Origin of the sequence: Streptomyces colwelliae (assembly GCF_048158785.1) — a bacterium.
GTDB lineage: Bacteria > Actinomycetota > Actinomycetes > Streptomycetales > Streptomycetaceae > Streptomyces.
This window is the reverse complement of the sequence record NZ_JBLTJC010000191.1, coordinates 1-19435: the sequence shown is the minus strand read 5'-3', so window position 1 is coordinate 19435 and position 19435 is coordinate 1. Positions and strand designations below refer to the sequence as shown.

Genomic DNA, 19435 nt, shown 5'->3' with positions numbered 1-19435 from the left:
GGTGCCGATACGGCCGGATGCGCCTGCTGCTGGCTCAGGCGTGGCTGAGGATGACCAGCAGCGCGGTGCCCTCGGCGAGCACCTGGACGGTGAGCGCCGCCTGCCGCATCCGTACGGCCGGCGCGGCCAGTGCGACAAGCAGCGCCACCGTGCCGACGCCCGCACTCCCCTCGAACACCCAGCTGGGCAGGCCGGGGGTGCACTGCTCGCCGTAGGTCACGCACCGGGAGGCCTGCTCCGAGGCCAGCGTCAGGATCCCGGTCACCACAGCTGCCGGCACGAACAGGAGTGCGGCCAGGGCGGCCCACAGTCGTGTGCGCTCCCTCGGGGCCGGAGACTGCACAAGGCGAGCGGAAGCGGGTGCGGAGGCGTTCATGCCCCCATCAAAGGTGGGCGGCCGGCGCCGCACAGCCGATCGGCTACTCAGATCTCGGGCGTCACGTACTCAGACATGCGGTCCTGCCCCCTCTGTACACCTCCCTCGCGACCCTGGATGGCCGAACAATGATGTCCGGAACTCGCATGTTCGAATTAATGTTCGATACAGTCGAGAGTGACTGGATCGGTTGGTACGGGTTTGGGGGTATCTGGGCGGAGGGTGTCATGCGAGGAGGCGTCCCACACCTACACGTCAGCAGTGGGTTTTCGGCCCGCTACGGCGCCTCGCACCCGCGCGACATCATCGCCCGAGCCGCCGAACGCGAGATCGGGACGGTGGCGTTGACCGACCGCGACATGGTCACCGGAACGGTGCGCTTCGCGAAGGCCGCCGCGGCCGCCGGAGTGAAGCCTGTATTCGGCGTCGATCTCGGCGTCGCCGCCCATGTCCCACCGGCCGAGGTACGCCACCGGTCCCCAGTACGCGGCGGCGCCCATGTCACCGAGGCCGCCTTCCGGGCCACGTTCCTGGCCCAGGATGCGAGCGGGTGGGCGCGGCTGTGCCGGATGGTGTCCTGCGCGCACGCCGAAGCCTTCCCCGCGGGCAAGCCGCCCACAGCGTCCTGGGAGATGCTCGCCCAGCACGCCGGCGATGGCCTGACGGTGCTGCTCGGTCCCGCATCGGAGCCCCTGCGCGCCCTCGCCGCCGGCCGCCCGGACGTCGCCGAACGACTCCTCGCCCCATGGCGGCAGATCACCGGCGACGGACTGCGGCTGGAAATCGTGTGCTGGGGCCTGTCCGGCACCGGCCCGGGCTCTGTCCGCCTTGCCGCGCACACCCTGACGCTCGCCGACCACCTTGCCATTCCGGCCGTTCTGACCAACGCCGTCCGCTACGCCGACCCCGCCCAGCACCGGATCGCGGACGTGCTGGACGCGGCCCGGCTGCTGCGGCCCATCGACCGGCGGCGCCTGGACTGCGGTGAACGCTGGCTCAAGGACGGGCCCGCGATGACCGAGATCGCCGAGCGGGTGGCGGCCGCCGCCGGGGCGGACCGACGCCGCGCCGAGCGGCTGATCGCCGACACCGCCCTGGTCGCGGACGCGTGCGACGTCGACCCGGCCCGGGACCTGGGACTTGGGGTACCGCACTTCCCCGAACCCTCCGTGGTCGGCGCCGAGCCGGGGCCTGACGGGGCCATGCGGCTGCTGCGCCAGCGATGCGAGAGCGGCATGGTCGCCCGCAGCCTCGACCGCGACCAGCGCGCAATGGACCAGCTCGACTACGAGCTCGGCATCATCGGCCGCCTGCACTTCGAGCCGTACTTCCTTGCCGTAGCCCAAGTCGTCGCCGATGTGCGGGACATGGGCATCCGGGTCGCAGCCCGCGGCTCCGGCGCCGGCTCCATGGTCAACCACAGCCTGTTCGTCGCCACCGCGAACCCACTGGAACACGGGCTGCTCTTCGAACGCTTCCTGTCCGAGCGGCGGACGTCGCTGCCGGACATCGACGTCGACGTCGAGTCCGCGCGCCGCCTGGAGGTCTACGACCGGATCATCGACCGCTTCGGACGGCAGAGGGTCGCGGTCACGGGCATGCCCGAGACCTACCGAGCCCGGCACGCCCTCAGGGATGCCGGCCTCGCGCTCGGCCTGGCGCCGGACACCGTGGACCGGATCGCGAAGTCCTTCCCGCACATCCGCGCCTGCGACATCCGCTCGGCCCTCACCGAGCTCCCCGAGCTGCGGCAACTCGCTGCTGAGGCGGAGCAGTTCGGGCCGCTGTGGGAGCTCGCCGAAGGACTGGACGCCCTGCCGCGCGGAATCGCCATGCACCCGTGCGGGGTGATCCTCTCCAACGTGAGCCTCCTGGACCGGCTGCCAGTGCAGCCCACGCCGGGCGGCGAGTACCCGATGCTCCAGGCGGACAAAGAGGACGTCGAGGACATGGGCCTGCTCAAGCTGGACGTCCTGGGGGTCCGGATGCAGTCCGCCATGGCTCACGCGGTGAAGGAGATCCGCCGCACGACCGGCCGGGCGATCGACCTCGACAACGCCGACCACGTCCCGCTCGACGACCGGTTCGCTTTCGCGCTCATCCAGAACTCCGACACGGTCGGGATGTTCCAGCTCGAGTCGCCCGGCCAGCAAGATCTGGTCGGCCGGCTCCAGCCCCGCGGCCCGCAGGACGTGATCGCGGACATCTCCCTGTTCCGCCCGGGTCCGGTCCAGGGCGGCATGCCCGCCCTCTTCATCGCCGCCCGCCACGGCGCCGCACCCGTCTACCCGCACCCCGACCTGGAACCGGTCCTGCGCGATACGTACGGGGTGACGATCTGGCACGAACAAATCATCGACATCCTGGCGGTCATGACCGGCTGCGACCGCGCGCTGGCCGAAGTAGCCCGCCGCGCCCTCAGCGACGAGCAGCGCCTGGCGAGGGTCGAGGCTTGGTTCCGGCAGCTCGCCGGGGCCCGCGGCTACAGCCCGACCGTGCTGGACAACGTCTGGGAGATCGTCTCGTCGTTCGGGGCATACGGATTTTGCCGGGCCCACGCGGTGGCGTTCGCCGTACCGGCGCTGCAGTCCGCGTGGCTCAAGGCCCATCACCCCGCCGCGCTCTACGCCGGGCTGCTCGAGCACGACCCGGGCATGTGGCCGGCCCGGGTGATCGTCGCCGACGCCCGCCGCCATGACGTTCCCGTCCTGCCCGTCGACATCAACCGTTCACAGCCGCAGTACACGGTCGAGCAGACCGCATCCGGCTGGGGCGTGCGGATCTCCCTCGCCTCCGTGCACGGCATCTCGGACGACGAGGTCACGAGAATCGCCGAGGGCCAGCCCTTCACCTCCCTGCAGGACCTCTACGCCCGTGCTCACCCCAAGCTCCCGACGGTCGAGCGGCTCATCCGCATCGGCGCCCTCGACCCGCTCAAGGGGGAGTCGTCGCGGCGGGACCTGCTGCTGCAGGCGACCGAGCTCCACCGCCAGACCCGCAGCCGGCCGGGCGTCGGCCAGCTGCAGCTGGACACCCCGCTCGATGCCGCCGATCCGTCCGGGCTGCGGGAGATGACCGCCCGCGAGCGGCTGGAGGCGGAGCTCGGCGTCCTGAAGATCGACGTCTCCCGGCACCTGATGGAGGACCACCACCGGCTGCTGCGCGAGATCGGCGCCACCGACGCCAAGCACCTGCGCGCCATGCATCCCGGACAGCGCGTCCTTGTCGCCGGCGTCCGAGCATCCACCCAGACTCCGCCGATCGCGTCCGGGAGGCGCATCATCTTCGTCACCCTCGAAGACGGCTCCGGCCTCGTCGACCTCGCCTTCTTCGAGGACTCTCACGAACGGTGCGCGCACACGATCTTCCACCACGGCCTGCTCCTCGTCCGCGGCACCGTTGAAGCCCGCGGACCCCGGCGCACCGTCGTCGGCGAGATGGCCTGGGATCTTGACGAGCTCGCCGCCGCCCGCGCCACCCACGGGCCGCAAGCCGTCCTTGAGCTCCTGGGCCAGGCCCCCGCGGCCACCCCCGCACAGGCCAGCCCGTCGCGGGCGATCCCCGTCGGCACCGCGGGCGCTCTCATGCACCCCTGGAGCGATCTTCAGCCCGCCGGAAGCCGATCAGCCGACCTCACCCGCTTCGGGCACAAGAGCCAAGGGAGCGCCGGATGACCCCTGCCAGGAACCCGCGGCCGCGCGCGATTCTGCGGATCCACTTCCATCCCGTGGAGCGCAACGACGAGCTGTACGGACACCTGCTCACCGTGCTGGACGGCATCAGCCCCCGCATCGAGCCGCTGCCCGCCGACTGGTCCGCATACGTCGACCTCACCGGCGCCCTCACCTTCTGGGACCGCGATGTCGAAGGCCTCATCGCCGTGCTCCGCCTGCGCCTGCTCGCGCTCCACGGCGTCCAGAGCTCGGCCGGCGCCGGTCCCACGCGCGGTATCGCGGCGATGGCCGCGGACGCCACCCCGCCCGGCGCCGCCACGGTGGTCGTCGACGACCCGTACGAGATCGCTGCGTTCCTCCGACCGAAGCCAGCAGCGGCCCTGCCCGGCATCGGCCCCAAGACGGCCCGCACCCTCGCCCGCTACGGCATCACCACCGTCGGCGACATCGCCGACACCCCGCTCACCACGCTCCAGCGAATCCTCGGCACCGGACCGGCCCGGCAAGCCCACGACTTCGCCCACGGCCGCGACGAGCGCCCCGTCGTCCCGGGCGCCGCCCCCAAGACCATGAGCGCCGGACACCGGTTCGACGGCGACGAGCTCGACCCTGACCGGCACCACCGCACGGTCCTCGGCCTGGTCCAGGAGCTCGGCGCCCGGCTGCGCACGGCCGGCGAGATCACCCAGGCCCTCACGCTCACCGTCACCTACGCCGACCGCACCCAGACCACCCGCACCCGCAGCCTCACCGAGCCGACTGCCCACACCCCCGCCCTGGCGGCCGCCGCCCGCGACCTCCTCGCCGGCCTCGGTCTCCAACGCGCCCGGGTCCGCGCGCTCGCCCTACGAGCGGAACGCCTTCGCCCCGCCGAGTACGCCGTCCACCAGCTCACGCTCGACGATCGCGACGAGAAACTTCTCCGCCTTGAGGCTGCCCTCGACAGGGCGCGCCGTCGCTACGGTCCCGGCATCGCAGGGGCGGCATCGACCTTCGGGTGACTCCGGCTCCGAGTCCCCACCTCAGGGCCGCAGACAAGGTCCGGTCTCAGCACCCGTACCGGTCGAGGACCTCACGGGTTGCCTGGTCCAGCGGCCCAAGCGGGTGGGTGCCGCCGTCCTCGGCCGGCCCCAGGCGCAGCGTCGTCTCTCCGCTGATGGGGGTGACGACGAGTACGCCGCCGTCCGCCGTGGCCTGGACTGCATCGTGCCGGTAGGGGGAGGCCGCGAGGCAGCCGTTCGCGTACTCCCGCTCGTAGCGTTCGTACGGGCCGGCGAAGTAGTAGCTCGCGACGGGCCCCTGCCCCTGCCACACGACGAGGGCGATCAGGCCCGCTGCGATGCCGGGCACCGCTGCGCCGAAGCCGGGCCCCTTGATCAGTTTCGGTCCGTACCGGATGACGAGCCCGATGCCCGTGCAGGCGATGAGGCCAGCTGCCATGAACAGCAACAGGGCGTGGGACAGCAGGTCGGCCTCCTTCCCGAAGGTCAGCGGCAACCCCGTGCATGCGAGCACCAGCCAGCCCAGTCCGGCCAGGGTCACACCCTGGTAGACGTTCAGCTTCGCCGGCCACTTCGCCCGGTCTGGCACCAGCTGCCGCTCGCGTCCCACCCAGCGCCCGGCGCCGCGCAGCCGCCCCGGCTGCGGTGGGACGCCTGCGGCCCGGTGCTCGACGAGGAGTGCAAGGACTGCGTCCCCGAGGGCAACGGCTCGGGTGTGCACCGCGAACCGGTCGCTCGACAACCGGGTGAACTCAGCCTCACGACCGGGCTGGATGCGCGTTCCGCTGCCCTGGGGGAAGGCACGGTTGATCGGGTGACCCGGGTCGGGGAAACCGGGAAGCGTGGGCGCCGACCGGCCCCCACCGCCGACCAGATCGGCCACTGCATGGCCCGTCCGCTCGGGGATGAAGGACTCGTACAGCCGGTCCACCTGCCGCTCGCCATGAAGGCTGGCCTGCAGGGCCTCGGCCTGCTCGAGGACCGCGGTGAGGAGAGGATCGGTCGGGGCGCTGCGCATCTTCTCCAGTGCGGCGTCCCGGGGAATGGCCCGCCACACTCCGCCGAGCCGGTCCACCGTCCGGGCCTTCCACGCATCGCGGAAGTACGGCCAGATGAGGGCGACCGGTAGCCGCCGGGGCGGACGCCGGTCGCTCAGGTGGGCACGCAGCAGCATGCCTGCGCTGCGGAGATAGTCGGTCTCGGCCGCATAGGAGATCGCGACGGCGGTCGTCCGCTCTGTGCTCGGAGCGTCGTCCACGCGCTGGGCGGCTGCTCGGGCGGCGTCACCCTGGGCGCTCAACTCGGCGATGGCCCGATGCCAGTGGCTGCTCACCGGCCGCCCCCTCTGTCCCCGGTCTGGTGTCGCCCTGAGGTTACCCGCACGGTCCGACACAGCAATCTCCCCGGCCAGGGCCACCGGCCGGGGAGGTCGTAACCGCAGGGGTCAGGCCGCCACTGCGTGACCGGAGTCAGCCTGCTGCTGGTGGCGGGACCAGTTCAGGTCGACGTGGGTGGCACCCTCGCGGACCAGGATGGGTCCGTGCGTCCTCTCCAGCCGGCGGTACTCGTTGCCGCCCGAGTTCGGGTTCTTGTAGCCGGCCCACTTGCCCAAGTCGGCTTGTGTCAAAGCCACACCCGCGGCCTGGTGGGCGACATAGATGCGCTCGGCCCGCTGGCGCTGGGACAGGTTCGGCGGCAGCACCGACAGGTCGATCTCGATACTCACCCGCTCTCGTGCATCCTTCTCTGCGTCCTCGTCCGGCGGGGTGTCGTGCTCCGGGTCCGGCTCGTCCTGGTCCAGGTCCGCATTCTCGTCGCCAGGCAGCAGCTCGTCCTCGTCAGCCTGCTTCGCGGGCTCGCCCACCTTGGAAGCCTCGACAGGGTCTGCCGCGCCCTCCCGCGACCCCGGCTCAGCCTCGCCCGGCTGGCCTTCGGGCGCACGCTTCGCGGCGAGGTCGCCGGATTCCGGCGCAGAACCCATGCCCTCGGGCTCCGGCTCCGGTTCGGTCATGGCCGCAGCTGCAGGCTCCGCCACCGGCTCCGGCTCCGGTTCGGGTGCCGCCGCTGCTGTAGGAGCTGCCGCCGGCTCGGGGGCCGGGCGCGGCTCAGGCACTGCGGCGGGCGCCGGGGCCGCGGTCGCCGGTGCCGCCGGTGCGGGTTCGTGCGGTACGGCACCGGGTTCGATGGCCGCGGCCGCCGGCGGTGCCGTCGCGGCCACCGCTGTGGGCGCAGGCTCCTCGGCCTTCTGGGCGGCAGGCTGCACGGGACCGGCGGTCAGGGCGTTCATGGGCGCCGTGGTGACGGCCGGGGGCGCGGCGGTCTCGGCCCGCTCCACGGTCACCTCTGCCGTGGCGGGCGCAGCCGCCGACGGGAGGGGGCGCTGGGAGCCGATCACGCGGACGTTGTCGACGGTCGCCAGGAGCTCGGCCCGCCACGCCTTCCACATCTTCACCGGCGCGCCGATCGGCCAGGGCAGCCACAGCAGCAGGCTGTAGTTGCGGTCGCGGTCGGCCTTGCGACGCTTCTGCCGTCCCATGATCACTTGCTCGATCTTGAAGAGCAGCATCTCGAGCAGCACCGCGTACACCAGCGGGGGGACCATCGCGAGGAAGGCGGAACCGGCGCCCGCCTCGGGGGCGTGGAGGAGGTTCATCGCCGCTGACGCGGAGACGAACCCGAGCAGCAGGATCCGCGTGATCGCGCTGGAGCGCAGGGTCAGAGCCTCGAAGAAGCGGATCAGGCTGAGGCTGAGGGCGCCGGCGTCCAGGAGCAGCGCGAACCCTGTCGCGGCGTCCCAGTCGCCGCCGTTGTGGGCGTGGGCGTACTCGCGCTGCGCCCCGAAGGAAAGCCAGGCGGCGATGCCGGCGAGGACGAACATCATCAGGCAGCCGACGCCGAGCGCGATCACGGCGAGGCGGCGCTGCCAGGCGTTGCGGCGCTGGAGGGCGAGCTGGGTGCGCTCCTCGGCGGTGGCGTTCTGCTCGGCGGCTCTGCGTCGGTTGCCGAACACCATGGCGACGGTGGCCGCGGCGCCGATTCCGGCCACGGCGAGGCCGGCGGGCAGCGCCCACTGGACGGTGGTCATCGCTGTCCTCCTTCCCTGGTGTGGCCCGCCGCGGTGGTGGGCCCGGCGGGCGGGACGGCGGCGTTCTGCCGGCGGCGGCTCATGTGCGCGGTCTCCTTCGTCGGACGGACGGCCGAAAGGGCCCCTCGCTCTCTACAGGTGTGATCGAGCGGTGCGGTGTGACACCGGAGGTCGGTGAATCTGAGACGCGTCATGAGGCCGCGGACCCCAAAGTGGGCTGGATCCTCTCGCCCTTGAGGAGCGTGCGCAGCAGGCCCACGGTCTCGGGCGAGGAGTCGACGCCTTCCTCGGCGTTGATTCGGGCCAACTGGGCGGCGGCGCGCTCCAGGCCCTCCCGGTCGCCCATCTCGTGGCAGATCGTGAAGAGGTCCCGGTAGAGCAGCTCGCTCTGGGAGTCGACGAGCATGCCCTTGGTGACGGCCTGGGCTGCCGCCCGGTAGTCGCGGATCTGGCGGCGGCGTTCAGCGAGTTCGTGGGCGACGTCGACGATCGCGCTGATCATCTCCTGGATGTCGGCTTCCGCCCAGCAGTACTTGGAGGGGTCGACATCCGCGAAGGGGCGGCCGCGTACGAGGGCCAGGGCGTGGGCGAGGGCGACGTCGGCGTCCTGCCCGTCGTGGTGCATGCCCTGCTGGTACAGCTCCTTGAAGCGGTCCCAGTCCGAGGTGACGGCGGGGCCGAGCCGGTAGACGCCTTCGGTGACCGCGGGAAGGTAGGCGCCCCGGGGGTCGTCGGCGGGAAGGTGGGGGTTGGGGCCGAGCCAGGAACGCAGCCGCGAGATCGCGGTGTTGCGGGTGCTGGAGGTCTTTCGCAGCCCGGGCCAGATCGCGTTGTCGAGGTCCTGGCGGCCCAGGCCCGGGTGCAGCACGAGCCAGGCGGCGATCTCCAGAAGGTGGTTGTGCCGGTTGCTGCCCACCCGGCCCTGCGCGCCGGCCAGTTTCACCGGGCCGAGGACCTGGACCTGGGGGCCTGCGGGCTCGGCCGGCGGGGTGGCCAGCGCGGCCAGGACGGTGGAGGTCGCGGCGCTGGGGCGGGGGATGATCCGTGCTTCGGTCGCTGTCGCGGCTGTCGTGGTCTCACCGAGCGCGGCCGCGGTCAGGCCGGACTCGTCCTCGTCGTCGGCCAGGGCTGAGTCCGCTTCCTGCGGCTCCTCCTCGTCCCGGCCGTCGCCGAGCGCGGCGGCGGACAGTCCGGAGTCGGCTTCCTCCTCGTCGGGCGGCGCCGGGGAGTCGTCCTCCTGCTCGCCGAGTACTTCGTCGAGGACCTTTTCGAAGTCCTGCTCCGGCTCGGCGGTGTCCCACACCTCGGCACCCAGCGCGGACGCTTCCTCGGGGTCGCCGTCCTCAGCAGGCTCGCCGTCCTCCCAGTCGGTGGGCTCACCGGCGGCGTTGCTGTCGGTGTGCTCGTCGGGCTGGTCGTCGGGGGCGGGGGAGCCCGCGACTGCGGGGGACAGGGCGCTGCCGTCCTCCTCTTCCTCCCAGCTGTCGCCGTTTCCGCTCTGGGCGTCGTCGTCGATCAGGGCGGGGGAGAAGGCGGTGAAGGCCGGCAGAGCGGTCGCCAGGCCGCTGCCCTGCGTGGCGACCGTGGTGGTCATTGCAGGGGCGGCGGTGGTCTCCGGAGCGAGCGCGGAGTCCTCGCTGACCGGAACGGTGGGGCGGGGGCCGTTGGTGTCGGCCAATCCGGTGTGCCCCGTCCACGCCGGCGGGGGGACGTCGTCGGTGCGGCTGGAGGTGGCGATCAACTGGACGAGCCGGTCGTAGGAGTCGTCGTCCAGGTGCTGGAGCTTGACCGCGAGGTTCAGGTCGGGCAGTTCGACGGTGGTGCCGGGCTGGGCGGGCAGCGTCCAGGCGCCGGGCAGGTCGAGTTCGCCGCCCGCGGCGGTGACGACCGCGACCGAGGTGCGGGGCCGGGAGGCGAGGAGGTCCTCGAGCTCGGCGACGGCCGGGCCGGTGGGCGGGGCGGTGGCGATGAGGATGCGGGGGATCCAGGTGTCGCCGCCGTCCTCGCCGAGCCGGGCGGCCCGCAGGTGGTCGTGGCCGCCGTCGGTGAGGGCCTGGCGCTGGAAGGCGTCGTGCGCCTGGAGTTCGGTGGCGGCCGGGCCGAGGTCTGCGTGGTGCTCGATCTGGTCGGGGTAGAGGTGGTGCAGGTCGCTGCCGGCGCCGGCGAGGACGATCTGCGTGTCGGGCGCCAGCTTGGAGGAGGCGAGTTCAACGGCGAGGGCGAGCATGACCGCGCGGACGTCGGCCGGACTGCCGGCCAGGCGCAGCAGGCCGATGCTCTCCAGGTTGACCAGGACCGCGTCGCCGTCCTCGGTCTCGCCGAGGCTCACCAGGGCCGGGTAGGGCGCGGTGATGTCGGCGGCCTCGTCTTCGTCGAGGAGGTTCGCGCCCCGGGTGGGGCACGACCACACGGTCGGGTTGTCCTCGTGCTCGGAGAACGGTTCCAGCGGCGGGGTGGCGGCGGCCAGGTGGAGCTCGACTCCGCGCGCGGTGATGCGCATCGCTTCGACTTCCGGCAGGGGCCGGCCGGCTTGGCGGCAGTTGGCAGCCAGGGTGCGCAGGGCGCGGTCGGCGAGCTCGGTGCCGGTGATGTCGGACGCGACGCGGAGCTGCTTTTCGAAGTCCGCGGTGGCACCGGAGGGCATGGGGATGCGCCGCTTGGGGCGCCGGCGGCGCTGCTGGCGCGCGCGACGGGTCGCGATGACCGCGAGGACGGCCGCGGCCAGGATGCTTCCCGCCGCGGCGATCGTCTGCACGCTCTGGTCCCCGCTGTCGGAGCCGTCCGCGGTGTCGTGGGCCTGGGGTGCCTGGGTGGGCGTGCCGTGCTGTTCGCGATCCGGCGCGGGAGTGTGCACGGAGGGCTGCTGGGTGGGGGTCTCCGGCCGGGCGGTCGGCTGCTCACCGTCCTGGGCGTCCTTGTCCGTGCCCGGGCCGGGGGTCTGGGCAGTTCCGCCCTTCTCCCCGTTCTCGGCGCCCGGGCCCGGCTTGTCCTGGGCGGGCGGCTGCGTCTGGTCAGAGCCAGGTTGGTCTTCGGCCTTGCCCTGGTCCTTGCCCTGGTCGGTGGGCTGCTCGCGCGGCGGCTGGGCCTCGTGCGGCTTTGAGTCGCTTTGGTCGCTGCCGGCCGCGGCGGGGATCTGCAGTTTCCAGCCGGGGTAGATCTCGTCGGGGTCGCCGAGGGTGCGCCCATCGGCCTGCTTCACGCCCTTGTTCGCTTCGACGATCCGGGGATAGTCGTCGGCGTCGCCGAGCTCGTCCTCGGCGATGCCGGTCAGCGTTTCGCCGGCGCGGACGGTGTGGGTCTCGGCCGCGGCCTTGGAGCCGGCGGTCTGCGGACGGGCTCCGCCGTGATCGGCGGCGGGTGCGGCGTCGGCGGGAAGGCGCAGGGTCCAGCCGGGCTGCAGGACGGTGGTGTCGGCGGTGACGAGGGAGCCGTCTGCCTGGCGTACGCCTTCGTTGGCGTCGACGATCCGGTGCCACTCGATTCCGGCACCCAGGCGCTTCTCCGCGATGTCCCAGAGCGTGTCGCCGTCCTGGACGTGGTGGACGGGGCCGTCCCAGGCCGCGGAAGAAGAGGACGCAGCCTTGGTTGCGGTGGCCGTTGTGGAGTGGGCGTCGGCGGTGACGCTGGCCGTGGCCACGTTGGCGGGGGCGGCGCTGGCGGGAGTTGCCATCGCGGTGCCCGCCGGCAGCAGGACGAGGATGCCGCCGACGAGCACGCCAGCAAGCTGCTGGGATCCGCCCAGCAGGCGGATCTGGGGAGCCCGGACGTGGCGCAGCGCGGCGCCCGTCTCCAGGACGACCGAAGCCACGAAACTGAGCCAGCCGTACCAGCCGATGAGGGTGATGGCGCCCAGGAACAGCTGGCCGGAGTCGGGACTGGTGAGCGCGGCGGTGATCTCGTCGAAGCCGGGGACGTGGTCGGGCAGGACTCCGATGCCGAGCAGAACGGCGGGCACGCCCACCAGGAGCGCGACCAGGGCCACCAGGGCGACGAGCGCACGGACCAGGGTGGCGGCGGTACTGCGGTTTCTCATGATCGTCACCCCTTGTAGACGAGGTTGGCGCTGCCGTGGCCGGTGACGGACCCGCTGGCACCGGCGAGGAACACGGCGCTGTACGACTCGGTCACGGTCACCTCCAGGGATCCGCCGTCCTCGCTCACGCTCACCGTGCCGCTGACCCCTGCGTGGCTGAGGTAGGTCCGTGCCGCGGCGACGGCCGCGTTGCGGTCGACGGTGATGCCGTCGCCGGAGATCGCCTTGCTCGCATCGACGGCCTGGCCACCGGCTCGCGCTGCCTCGGCGGCAACGCCCTCGGCGTGGGTGAGCGCTCGCAGTTTGCCGGCGCCGTCGTAGACGAGCGCGGCCACGGCGAAGAGCGCCACGATGGTCACGAGGGCGAACACGCTCATCGCGCCCCGGTCATTGCGCAGGGCGCGACGGATCCGGTGGGTGAGGGCGAAGCGGGCGGGTGGCATGCGGTGGTCCTGTCAGCCGCGCTGGCGGTAGGAGTCGATTGACGAGGTAAAGCTGCTGGTCAGAGTCTTGGATCCGGGCAGTCCGGGCAATCCGATATCCGAGAGCCGCACCACGCAGGTCACCGTGGCGGTGGTCGAGGCGGGCTCACCGATCTGCGCGGAGAACCCGCCGGTAGAGACGGATATGGAGGTGGACGTGCACTGCAGTCCTTGCTGGTCCAGCACGCTGCGCGCCATTTGCGATCCGGCGGAGCTGGCGGCACCGCCGGTGCGTTCCAGTGAGGCTGCGCGCGCTGCGTTGCGAGCCGCGGTGTCGACGGCGTTGCCGGCGGACCCGATCCGGCCGAACGCGATGACCAGCAGCAGCACCAGAATGAGGACGGGAAACAGGATGACCGCTTCCAGCGACAGGGCGCCGCGGTCGTCGCGGAGTCTTTCGGCGATGCTCACCGGGCCTCCGTGATGCGCTCGGCGGCCGCGTCGGCATGCTGGTCGATCCTCAGCTTCAGGCCGGGGATCATCGTGTCGACGTAGCCGGTGACACGGATGGTCACCGTCGCTCCCTTGCTCCCGCTTACCGACGTGCCGGAGATGGTGCCGCCGGCCCTGGAGAGGAACTCCCGGGCCTCGGCAGTGCCGGTCCCTGCAGACGCTCCTCGTACGCGGGCGGACTCAACCCCCAGCTGTGCGGCGGACATCGCCACGTTGCGCGCGTGCCACCACAGGCCGACGTGCACGACCGTCAGGATGATCAGCAGTACGGCTGGGAAGACGATGAGCATCTCCAGGGACACGGCTCCGCGGTCCCGCGCGTCGCGCTCGGCGAGCGCGCGGGACCAACGGCGAAGAGCCCGGCGAAGTCGGATCACTTGATCTCTTTCGACTTCTCGTTGACCTTGGTGAGGATGACGCCGGCGGCGATCGCGGCGACGACGACGAGGCCCGCGACGATCATCATCGTCTCGATCGAGATTGAGCCTCGGTCGTCGCGGACGTTGCGCAGCCGCTCGATCCGGGCGCTGAAGAAGGTCTTCAGGAAGATGAGGTTGGGGTCGTTGCCCATCGTGGATTTCCTTGTCTCTTTAGGGAGTTAGCTGGCCATGATCCGCGCGATCGCGGGATAGCCGATGTATACGGTCATGATCAGGACGAGCATCGCGACAGGCATCACCATTTTTTCGGAGGCCATGTTGGCCTGGGCCTTCGCCGTGGTGACCAGGGCGCCGGAGAGCGACTTGGCCTGCGCGCCGAGGGTGTCGCCGACGGCCGCGCCTTCCTCACCGGCGATCGCGATGATGTCGGCCGGCGCTCCGAGTTCAGGGACGTCGAGTTCGAGCGAGAGCCGCTTGAGGCCCTCCCACGGGCTGATGCCTTCGAGCTCAGCGCGGGTGATGGTGTCCCGGATCTTCGCGAAGACCCAGCCTTCGCCGACGTCTGCGGCCCGTTTCAGGGCCTGGGTGGGGGCGGCGTCAGCGGCGCGTTCGAGCTGGACGAGCCGCAGGTATGCCTTGACGGCGTACCGGAAGTCGTCCTTGGCTTCCACGGCCTGCTGCTTGAGCTGCAGGTCCGGCAGGAGCCAGAAGACGATCGCGAGGCCGAGGCCCGCCATCGCCGGGATTGCCACGGGGAAGGGGTAGCCGGCCAGGTTGGCCAGGCCCACCGCCAGCACAGGCAGCAGCAGTCCGTACAGCGCGAGGCCGATCTTGCGCCCGAGGTGCGCGGCGGGGGACCGGCCGACGAGCTCCAGCTGCTGGCGGGGCAGGCGCAGGGTGCCTTCGCCGACGGTGCGCAGCAGGAAGGCACCGGCCTTCTCCATGAGGGAGTTGGGCTGGCTGTCTCGGTTGCGGTCGAGGTTCTCGAGCCGGGTGGCATCCATGCGGGACAGAACGTCGCCGAGGTCGGGCCGACCGGGCAGGATGCCGCGGGCGGCGATGACCAGGCCGAGGCCGGTGACGGCGCCGCCGACGATGGCATAGGGGGAGAAGATCACGGCGTCTCCTTGGCGATCTGGCCGCCGGAGCGGTCGGCCGGCGACAGGAACCGGGGCGCGGGTTCGAGGATCGCCATGCGTCGCATCCAGATCTTGACCAGGACGAAGGCGACGGCGACGAAGGCCAGGACGAGATGCCCGGCAAAGGTGTCGTAGGGCTCGACGTAGGCGCCGGAGAACGCGGTGACTCCGAAGATCGCCAGGCAGAAGATGGTCACCCAGCGGTCGTTGGTGCGGGGCTTTTGCCGGTCGGCCTCGACCTCACGCCGTGAGAGCACTTCATGCTGGAGGGCTTCGGCAAGTTCACGAAGAGCCTTGCTCAGCCCGCTGCCTCGGTCCTCGACGTGCAGGATCAGCAGAGCGGCGACCTCGTCGACCATTGCGTCGTTCAGCTCGTCGGCGAAGGCCCGGTAGGCGTCCTGGGGCACCCATCCGGCCTGCTGGCGTGAGACGAGGAGGCGGACCTCCTCCCGGATGGCGCCCGGGACGGTCTCCAGGCTGCGCTGGATAGTGGCCTCCAGACTGACGCCGACGGTGTGGATGTCGGACATGCGCCGCACCCATTCCTCGATCGCCTCCAGCTTGTCGATCTGCGACTTGCCGGAGCCGGAGGTGTTCAGCAGCCAGGGCAGGCCGATGACGACGGCGACGGTGACCAGGCCGCCCATCAGCCAGCCGGTGAACAGCCACACGCCGAGGCCCGCCACGGCAGAGCCGGCCAGGCGTGTCTGGCCCCGGGCCCACCAGGAGGTCGGCGTACGGGCGTCCTTGACGAAAACGGCCCGGATCTTGCGCTCAAGGCGGCTGCGGCGGCGCACCGTCGTCGACGGTGCCCAGCCGACGCCGCCGGCGACCGCCAGAGCGAGTCCGCCGACGGCGGCGAGACCGCCGAGCGCGGCGAGCAGGGAGTTGAGGGTGAGCGTCACAGCGGCATCACCGATTCCAGCGGCGCGCCCCAGCTGCCCCACGGTCGCTGCATGACGGTGCGGTCCAGCCCGGCCCGGACGAGGTCTTCCAGGTTGCTTTGGGAGATGTTCCCGTGGGGCACGGCCCTCGGCTCCCGGCGCCCGTCCTGCTCGCGGGGAGCGAAGACCATCTGGTGGGAGGGGCGACCGCCCTCGCCGATGCCGGTGATCTCCATGACGTGGCTGACGAATCGGTGCTTACGTCCCGGCTTGCCGCGCTGGTCGACGAGCTCGGTCTCGTCGACCAGCCGTACGTAGACGACGAAGTCGACGGCTTGGGCGATGAGCCGGTAGGCCAGCGCTTCGGTCATTCCGATGCCGGCCTCCAGACACAAGGTGGCCAGGCGCTCGATCGACAGCTGGGGGCTGCGGGCGTGCAGGGTGGCCATCGACCCGCCCTCGCCCTCGTTCATCGCGTGCAGCATCGGCACGACCTCTTTGGAGCGGACCTCGCCGACGATCACGCGCCGCAGCGACATACGCAGGAGCTGCGGGAAGAGGTCGGACAGGGACAGCTCGCCCTGGAGCTTGCCGTCGGCCCCGCGCTCACCGTTGGACTCGCGCCCTTCGTAGGCGACGACCTCTGGACCCTCGGGGTCCTCGTGGAGATGGAGCTCGTACTCCGACTCCAGCGTGCCCACGCGCTCGGTGCTCGGGATTTCCCGGGCCATGGCGCGCAGCAGGGACGTTTTTCCCACGCCCTGGGAGCCGACCACGATGATGTTCTTGCGGCCCTTGACCGCGGCGGTCAGGAAGTGCGCGAGCGAGGCGTCGATCGTGCCCCAGCGCACCATGTCGTTCAGGCCCTGGCCGCGGGTGCGGTGGCGGCGGATGACGATGCTCGGCCGCGGCGTGACGTACGCAGACGCCGCCAGACGCGATCCGTCGGCCAGACGGAGGTTCAGGTTCGGCGTGGCCGGCGTCAGCGCCCGCTCGCCCTGACCCTGCATGCGCGCCAGGTGGTTGATGAGGTTGATCAGGTCGCGGTCGGTCTTCGCGATCGGGTCCCAGGTGCGTGTCGGACGGTCGGCGTAGTCGACGCGCACCTTGTCGCCGTAGATGATGATGTTCTCGACGTGCGGGTCGTCCAGGAGAGGCTGGAGACGGCCGGCGCGGAACAACTCGTCGAAGACCGCCTCGCGTACTGCACGCTCCTGCTGGGGCGTCAGATCCGATCCGCTGGCCGCGTACTTCGTCGCCCATTCCGAGACGACCTGCCTGATGATCGACTGTCCGCGCTGCCGGCGGTCCTGCTCGGTCATGGACGCGTCGGCACCGGCGGCCTCGCCGATCTTCATGCTGGCCTGTGAACGCAGCTCGGCGAGAACCTCGTGACCGACCGGGAGCGCGGCCGGGACCGCGGTGTCGGGAACCCGGACGAGGCCCTGAGGGAGGCCGGCCGGAGACGCCTGCGCGGGCACGGGCCGGAGAACCGGCGCGTCCTGCGTGGTGCTCTCCTGGAGCGCCTGGGCGAAGAGGGCGGTGTAGTCGTGGGCCGTGGTCTCCGGCCTGGTGTCGGTCATGATGCCCTCCCGGTGACCGCCTGCATTCCGGCCGGTTGCAGCTGCACGCGCCGCTTGGTCACCAGCTCATTGATCGTTTGGTGGGCTGTGCGCGCGGACCGCAGAAGGGTGCGCGGCATCTTCTTGTAAGCCCCGTGAGTGAAGACGTCGGCGCTGTCGGGGTCCCACGCGAGCATGCCGACCACCGGTGCCATCAAGTGCTGCTGTACCTGGCTCGAGTTGAAGGAACCCTCCTCGATCAGCAGCAGCCCGAGTGCGTCGGAGCCCGTGCCGTGGTGCGCGAGTTCCTCCCTCAGGACCCGCACGGCGGGCGCGGCAGCCGCGATCGAGGCCTGGGTGGTGCGGACGACCATGAGGACGGCGTCGGCGCGGTGCAGCAGCGGCGTCGGGTAGCGGGTGGTCGACAGCCGGGTCTCGGACTCGGTGAGGATGCGGCCCGCGTCGACGATCACGTCGTGGCCGGTCTGGTCCATCACGCCGAGCAGCCGGGAGATGGGTTCCCAAGTGCGGCTAAGTGATGCCGCCTGCGTGGGGTCCGTCAGTCCTGGCAGGAGCATCCGCTGGCCGGTGTTGTCGCGGTCCAGGCTGACGAAGTGCTGGGAGAACTCCCGCGCGAGGGTGCCCTGGCGGTCTGCGGCCGCCAGCCGGTGCAGTCCGGTGGCTGCGTTGCCTTCTCCGCCGAGGTAGCCGGCGCGGATCGTGCCGCCGGCGGGGTCGGCCTCGACCAGCAAGGAAGGCTTCGGTGAGGAGAGGGCGAGCGCGAGTGCCGAGCAGGTGACACCGCTTGACTTTCCCGACACCAGTGCGATGACCGCCATCAGTTCGTCGCCTTCAGCACGATGGCAACGTTGCCGCCGGCAGCCCAGGCAGCAAGCGACGTGCTGTTCACCTCGGCCGCGGCAACGTCGACTACCACGGCGCCGTTGGCGTCGGGCGCGCCGACGCGGGACACGACGGCAGGAAGACTGTCCGGGGTGGAACCTGCCTTGGTGGAGGAGGCTGAGGCGCTGCCGTCCTGAGGGGTGTGGACGATGGTGACCGCATCGCCGGTGCGCAGCGTCTGGATGGGCAACTGGCCCGGCTTGGCGAGGATGCCCACCACGGACTTGCCCTTGGTCACACTGGATTCGGCGCTCACGGAGTCCTCAGTGACCAGCGCACCGCTCGGCAGGTCGGCTGCGGCCGGCTTGCCGATGATGTCGGATGCGCGGGAAGCGGGCAGCGAGCGCAGCTGGGTGTCGTGGGATATCTCGGTGGCCACCAGATCCGACGCCTTGATGTTCTCGCCCGCCGCAATGGGGTGCCGGGTGGCAACGACAGAGACCTTGTCGCCGGCCTCGTTGACCATCCACACCGACACCAGGGCGCCCACAGCGGCCAGCGCCAGGCCGGCGCCGACGACCACCGGACGTCGTCGGCGGCGCGGGGCGTCGTTGGTAATCGGCAGCAGCACAGGCGCGGAGCCCGGCTCGGACGGTGCCGTCGGCTGCTTGGTTCGCGGCATTGTGATGGTCTTCCTTGCGCTAGTTGACAACCTGCAGCTCGCCGACGCGCGCTGTGGTGTTGGACGTACGGATCTCGTCGGGCAGCGTCCCGCTTGCACCGTTCGACGCCTGCCAGGTGACTTCCCAGGAGCTGGTCGCGGTGATGGTGAACTTCCCGCCCGACTGGCCGGCGGAGACCTTGGTGTAGCGGTAGCCGCAGTCCGGCGAGGTCTTGTCCCCGAAGGTCTTGGAGTACTTCGTGCCCGCGGTCGTGCAGGTGACCGAGCCGCCGTCTCCCATGGAGTAGGTGATCTTGGTGACACGGGCCGTGGCCGTCACCGACAACCCCGGAACCGCAGCCGTCGCGCTGTTGGGACCCCAGGTGGTGTCGCTCTTGTTATTCCACAGCCAGACGGGCATGCCGACGAGACCAGGGGCGTCAGGACCCGGCGAGCTGCCGATGTTCGCGCCCAGCAGCGTCATCTTGTCCCGGGCCTGACGCGCCAGCACCTCGGGGTCGGGGAGAACAGTGGCGGGCGGCGTGGTCAGCCAGACGATGCCGCCGACGTCGTTGACGATGCAGTCCCTCACGTAGAAGGCGCCGGGACCCGAGGTGTCCGCCCCGTTCATGTCGGTGTGCCCCGGACCGGACGGCGGCTGGGGATCCGCGAGCTCGTAGAAGCAGCGGTCGGCCGGGTTGTACCCGGGCATGCAGGGGATCTCGGTGTCGTCGGTGAGCTTGCACATCCCGTTTCCGCCCCACCCTCGCCGGCGGCACCCGCCTCTACGAGGCGCTGCGCGGCGGCCGCTTCGTACTGATCACCCCGGAGCCGTACGAGAACCGGGCCACCCGCAAGAACC

General features: G+C 71.3%; 16 protein-coding genes. 2 read left to right on the top strand and 14 right to left on the bottom strand.

Annotated elements, in window-relative coordinates:
- Positions 1 to 34: 34 nt before the first annotated feature.
- The gene (locus tag ACNFOC_RS32150; RefSeq protein ID WP_212728705.1) at positions 35 to 343 is read right to left on the bottom strand and encodes a hypothetical protein; all 309 of its coding nucleotides are present in this window, start codon (positions 341 to 343) and stop codon (positions 35 to 37) included.
- Between the two features lie 260 nt (positions 344 to 603).
- On the opposite strand from ACNFOC_RS32150, the gene ACNFOC_RS32145 reads away from it, so the two are divergent.
- Both ACNFOC_RS32145 and ACNFOC_RS32140 read left to right on the top strand, forming a co-directional pair.
- Positions 604 to 4050 (top strand): DNA polymerase III subunit alpha, encoded by a 3447-nt coding sequence (locus tag ACNFOC_RS32145; RefSeq protein ID WP_416962559.1) that lies wholly within the window; start codon positions 604 to 606, stop codon positions 4048 to 4050.
- On the top strand, positions 4047 to 5051 hold the full coding sequence (locus tag ACNFOC_RS32140; RefSeq protein ID WP_200725437.1) for a DNA polymerase Y family protein: 1005 nt from the start codon (positions 4047 to 4049) through the stop codon (positions 5049 to 5051). Before ACNFOC_RS32145 ends, ACNFOC_RS32140 begins: the two co-directional genes overlap by 4 nt.
- A gap of 46 nt (positions 5052 to 5097) precedes the next feature.
- On the opposite strand, the gene ACNFOC_RS32135 is transcribed toward ACNFOC_RS32140, so the two are convergent.
- The 13 genes from ACNFOC_RS32135 to ACNFOC_RS32075 all read right to left on the bottom strand — a co-directional run bounded on the left by ACNFOC_RS32135 (position 5098) and on the right by ACNFOC_RS32075 (position 19321).
- Positions 5098 to 6384 (bottom strand): hypothetical protein, encoded by a 1287-nt coding sequence (locus ACNFOC_RS32135; RefSeq protein ID WP_416962558.1) that lies wholly within the window; start codon positions 6382 to 6384, stop codon positions 5098 to 5100.
- 111 nt (positions 6385 to 6495) lie between these two features.
- On the bottom strand, positions 6496 to 8136 hold the full coding sequence (locus ACNFOC_RS32130) for a DUF2637 domain-containing protein (RefSeq protein ID WP_416962557.1): 1641 nt from the start codon (positions 8134 to 8136) through the stop codon (positions 6496 to 6498).
- 190 nt (positions 8137 to 8326) lie between these two features.
- Positions 8327 to 12169, bottom strand: coding sequence for a LysM peptidoglycan-binding domain-containing protein (locus ACNFOC_RS32125; protein WP_416962556.1), 3843 nt, complete (start codon positions 12167 to 12169; stop codon positions 8327 to 8329).
- A gap of 5 nt (positions 12170 to 12174) precedes the next feature.
- On the bottom strand, positions 12175 to 12612 hold the full coding sequence (locus tag ACNFOC_RS32120) for a hypothetical protein (protein WP_024127104.1): 438 nt from the start codon (positions 12610 to 12612) through the stop codon (positions 12175 to 12177).
- Positions 12613 to 12624: 12 nt separating this feature from the next.
- Complete coding sequence (locus tag ACNFOC_RS32115) at positions 12625 to 13062, bottom strand: TadE/TadG family type IV pilus assembly protein (RefSeq protein WP_190148972.1); 438 nt, start codon at positions 13060 to 13062, stop codon at positions 12625 to 12627.
- Entirely contained in the window at positions 13059 to 13481 is a 423-nt protein-coding gene (locus ACNFOC_RS32110) for a TadE family protein (protein WP_024127102.1), read from the bottom strand. The genes ACNFOC_RS32115 and ACNFOC_RS32110 overlap by 4 nt, the downstream gene beginning before the upstream one ends.
- Positions 13478 to 13675: a hypothetical protein gene (locus ACNFOC_RS32105; protein ID WP_200725435.1), complete on the bottom strand. Its 198-nt coding sequence runs from the start codon at positions 13673 to 13675 to the stop codon at positions 13478 to 13480. Before ACNFOC_RS32105 ends, ACNFOC_RS32110 begins: the two co-directional genes overlap by 4 nt.
- A gap of 27 nt (positions 13676 to 13702) precedes the next feature.
- Positions 13703 to 14602, bottom strand: a complete 900-nt coding sequence (locus ACNFOC_RS32100; protein ID WP_024127100.1) for a type II secretion system F family protein — start codon at positions 14600 to 14602, stop codon at positions 13703 to 13705.
- Entirely contained in the window at positions 14599 to 15528 is a 930-nt protein-coding gene (locus ACNFOC_RS32095) for a type II secretion system F family protein (protein WP_190148974.1), read from the bottom strand. Before ACNFOC_RS32095 ends, ACNFOC_RS32100 begins: the two co-directional genes overlap by 4 nt.
- Positions 15525 to 17090 (bottom strand): TadA family conjugal transfer-associated ATPase, encoded by a 1566-nt coding sequence (locus tag ACNFOC_RS32090; protein WP_190148975.1) that lies wholly within the window; start codon positions 17088 to 17090, stop codon positions 15525 to 15527. The genes ACNFOC_RS32095 and ACNFOC_RS32090 overlap by 4 nt, the downstream gene beginning before the upstream one ends.
- Positions 17087 to 17908 (bottom strand): CpaE/TadZ family protein, encoded by an 822-nt coding sequence (locus tag ACNFOC_RS32085; protein WP_190148976.1) that lies wholly within the window; start codon positions 17906 to 17908, stop codon positions 17087 to 17089. Before ACNFOC_RS32085 ends, ACNFOC_RS32090 begins: the two co-directional genes overlap by 4 nt.
- Positions 17908 to 18594 (bottom strand): flagella basal body P-ring formation protein FlgA, encoded by a 687-nt coding sequence (locus ACNFOC_RS32080; RefSeq protein WP_416962555.1) that lies wholly within the window; start codon positions 18592 to 18594, stop codon positions 17908 to 17910. Before ACNFOC_RS32080 ends, ACNFOC_RS32085 begins: the two co-directional genes overlap by 1 nt.
- 19 nt (positions 18595 to 18613) lie before the next feature.
- Entirely contained in the window at positions 18614 to 19321 is a 708-nt protein-coding gene (locus ACNFOC_RS32075) for an ATP/GTP-binding protein (RefSeq protein WP_200725431.1), read from the bottom strand.
- Positions 19322 to 19435 lie beyond the last annotated feature (114 nt).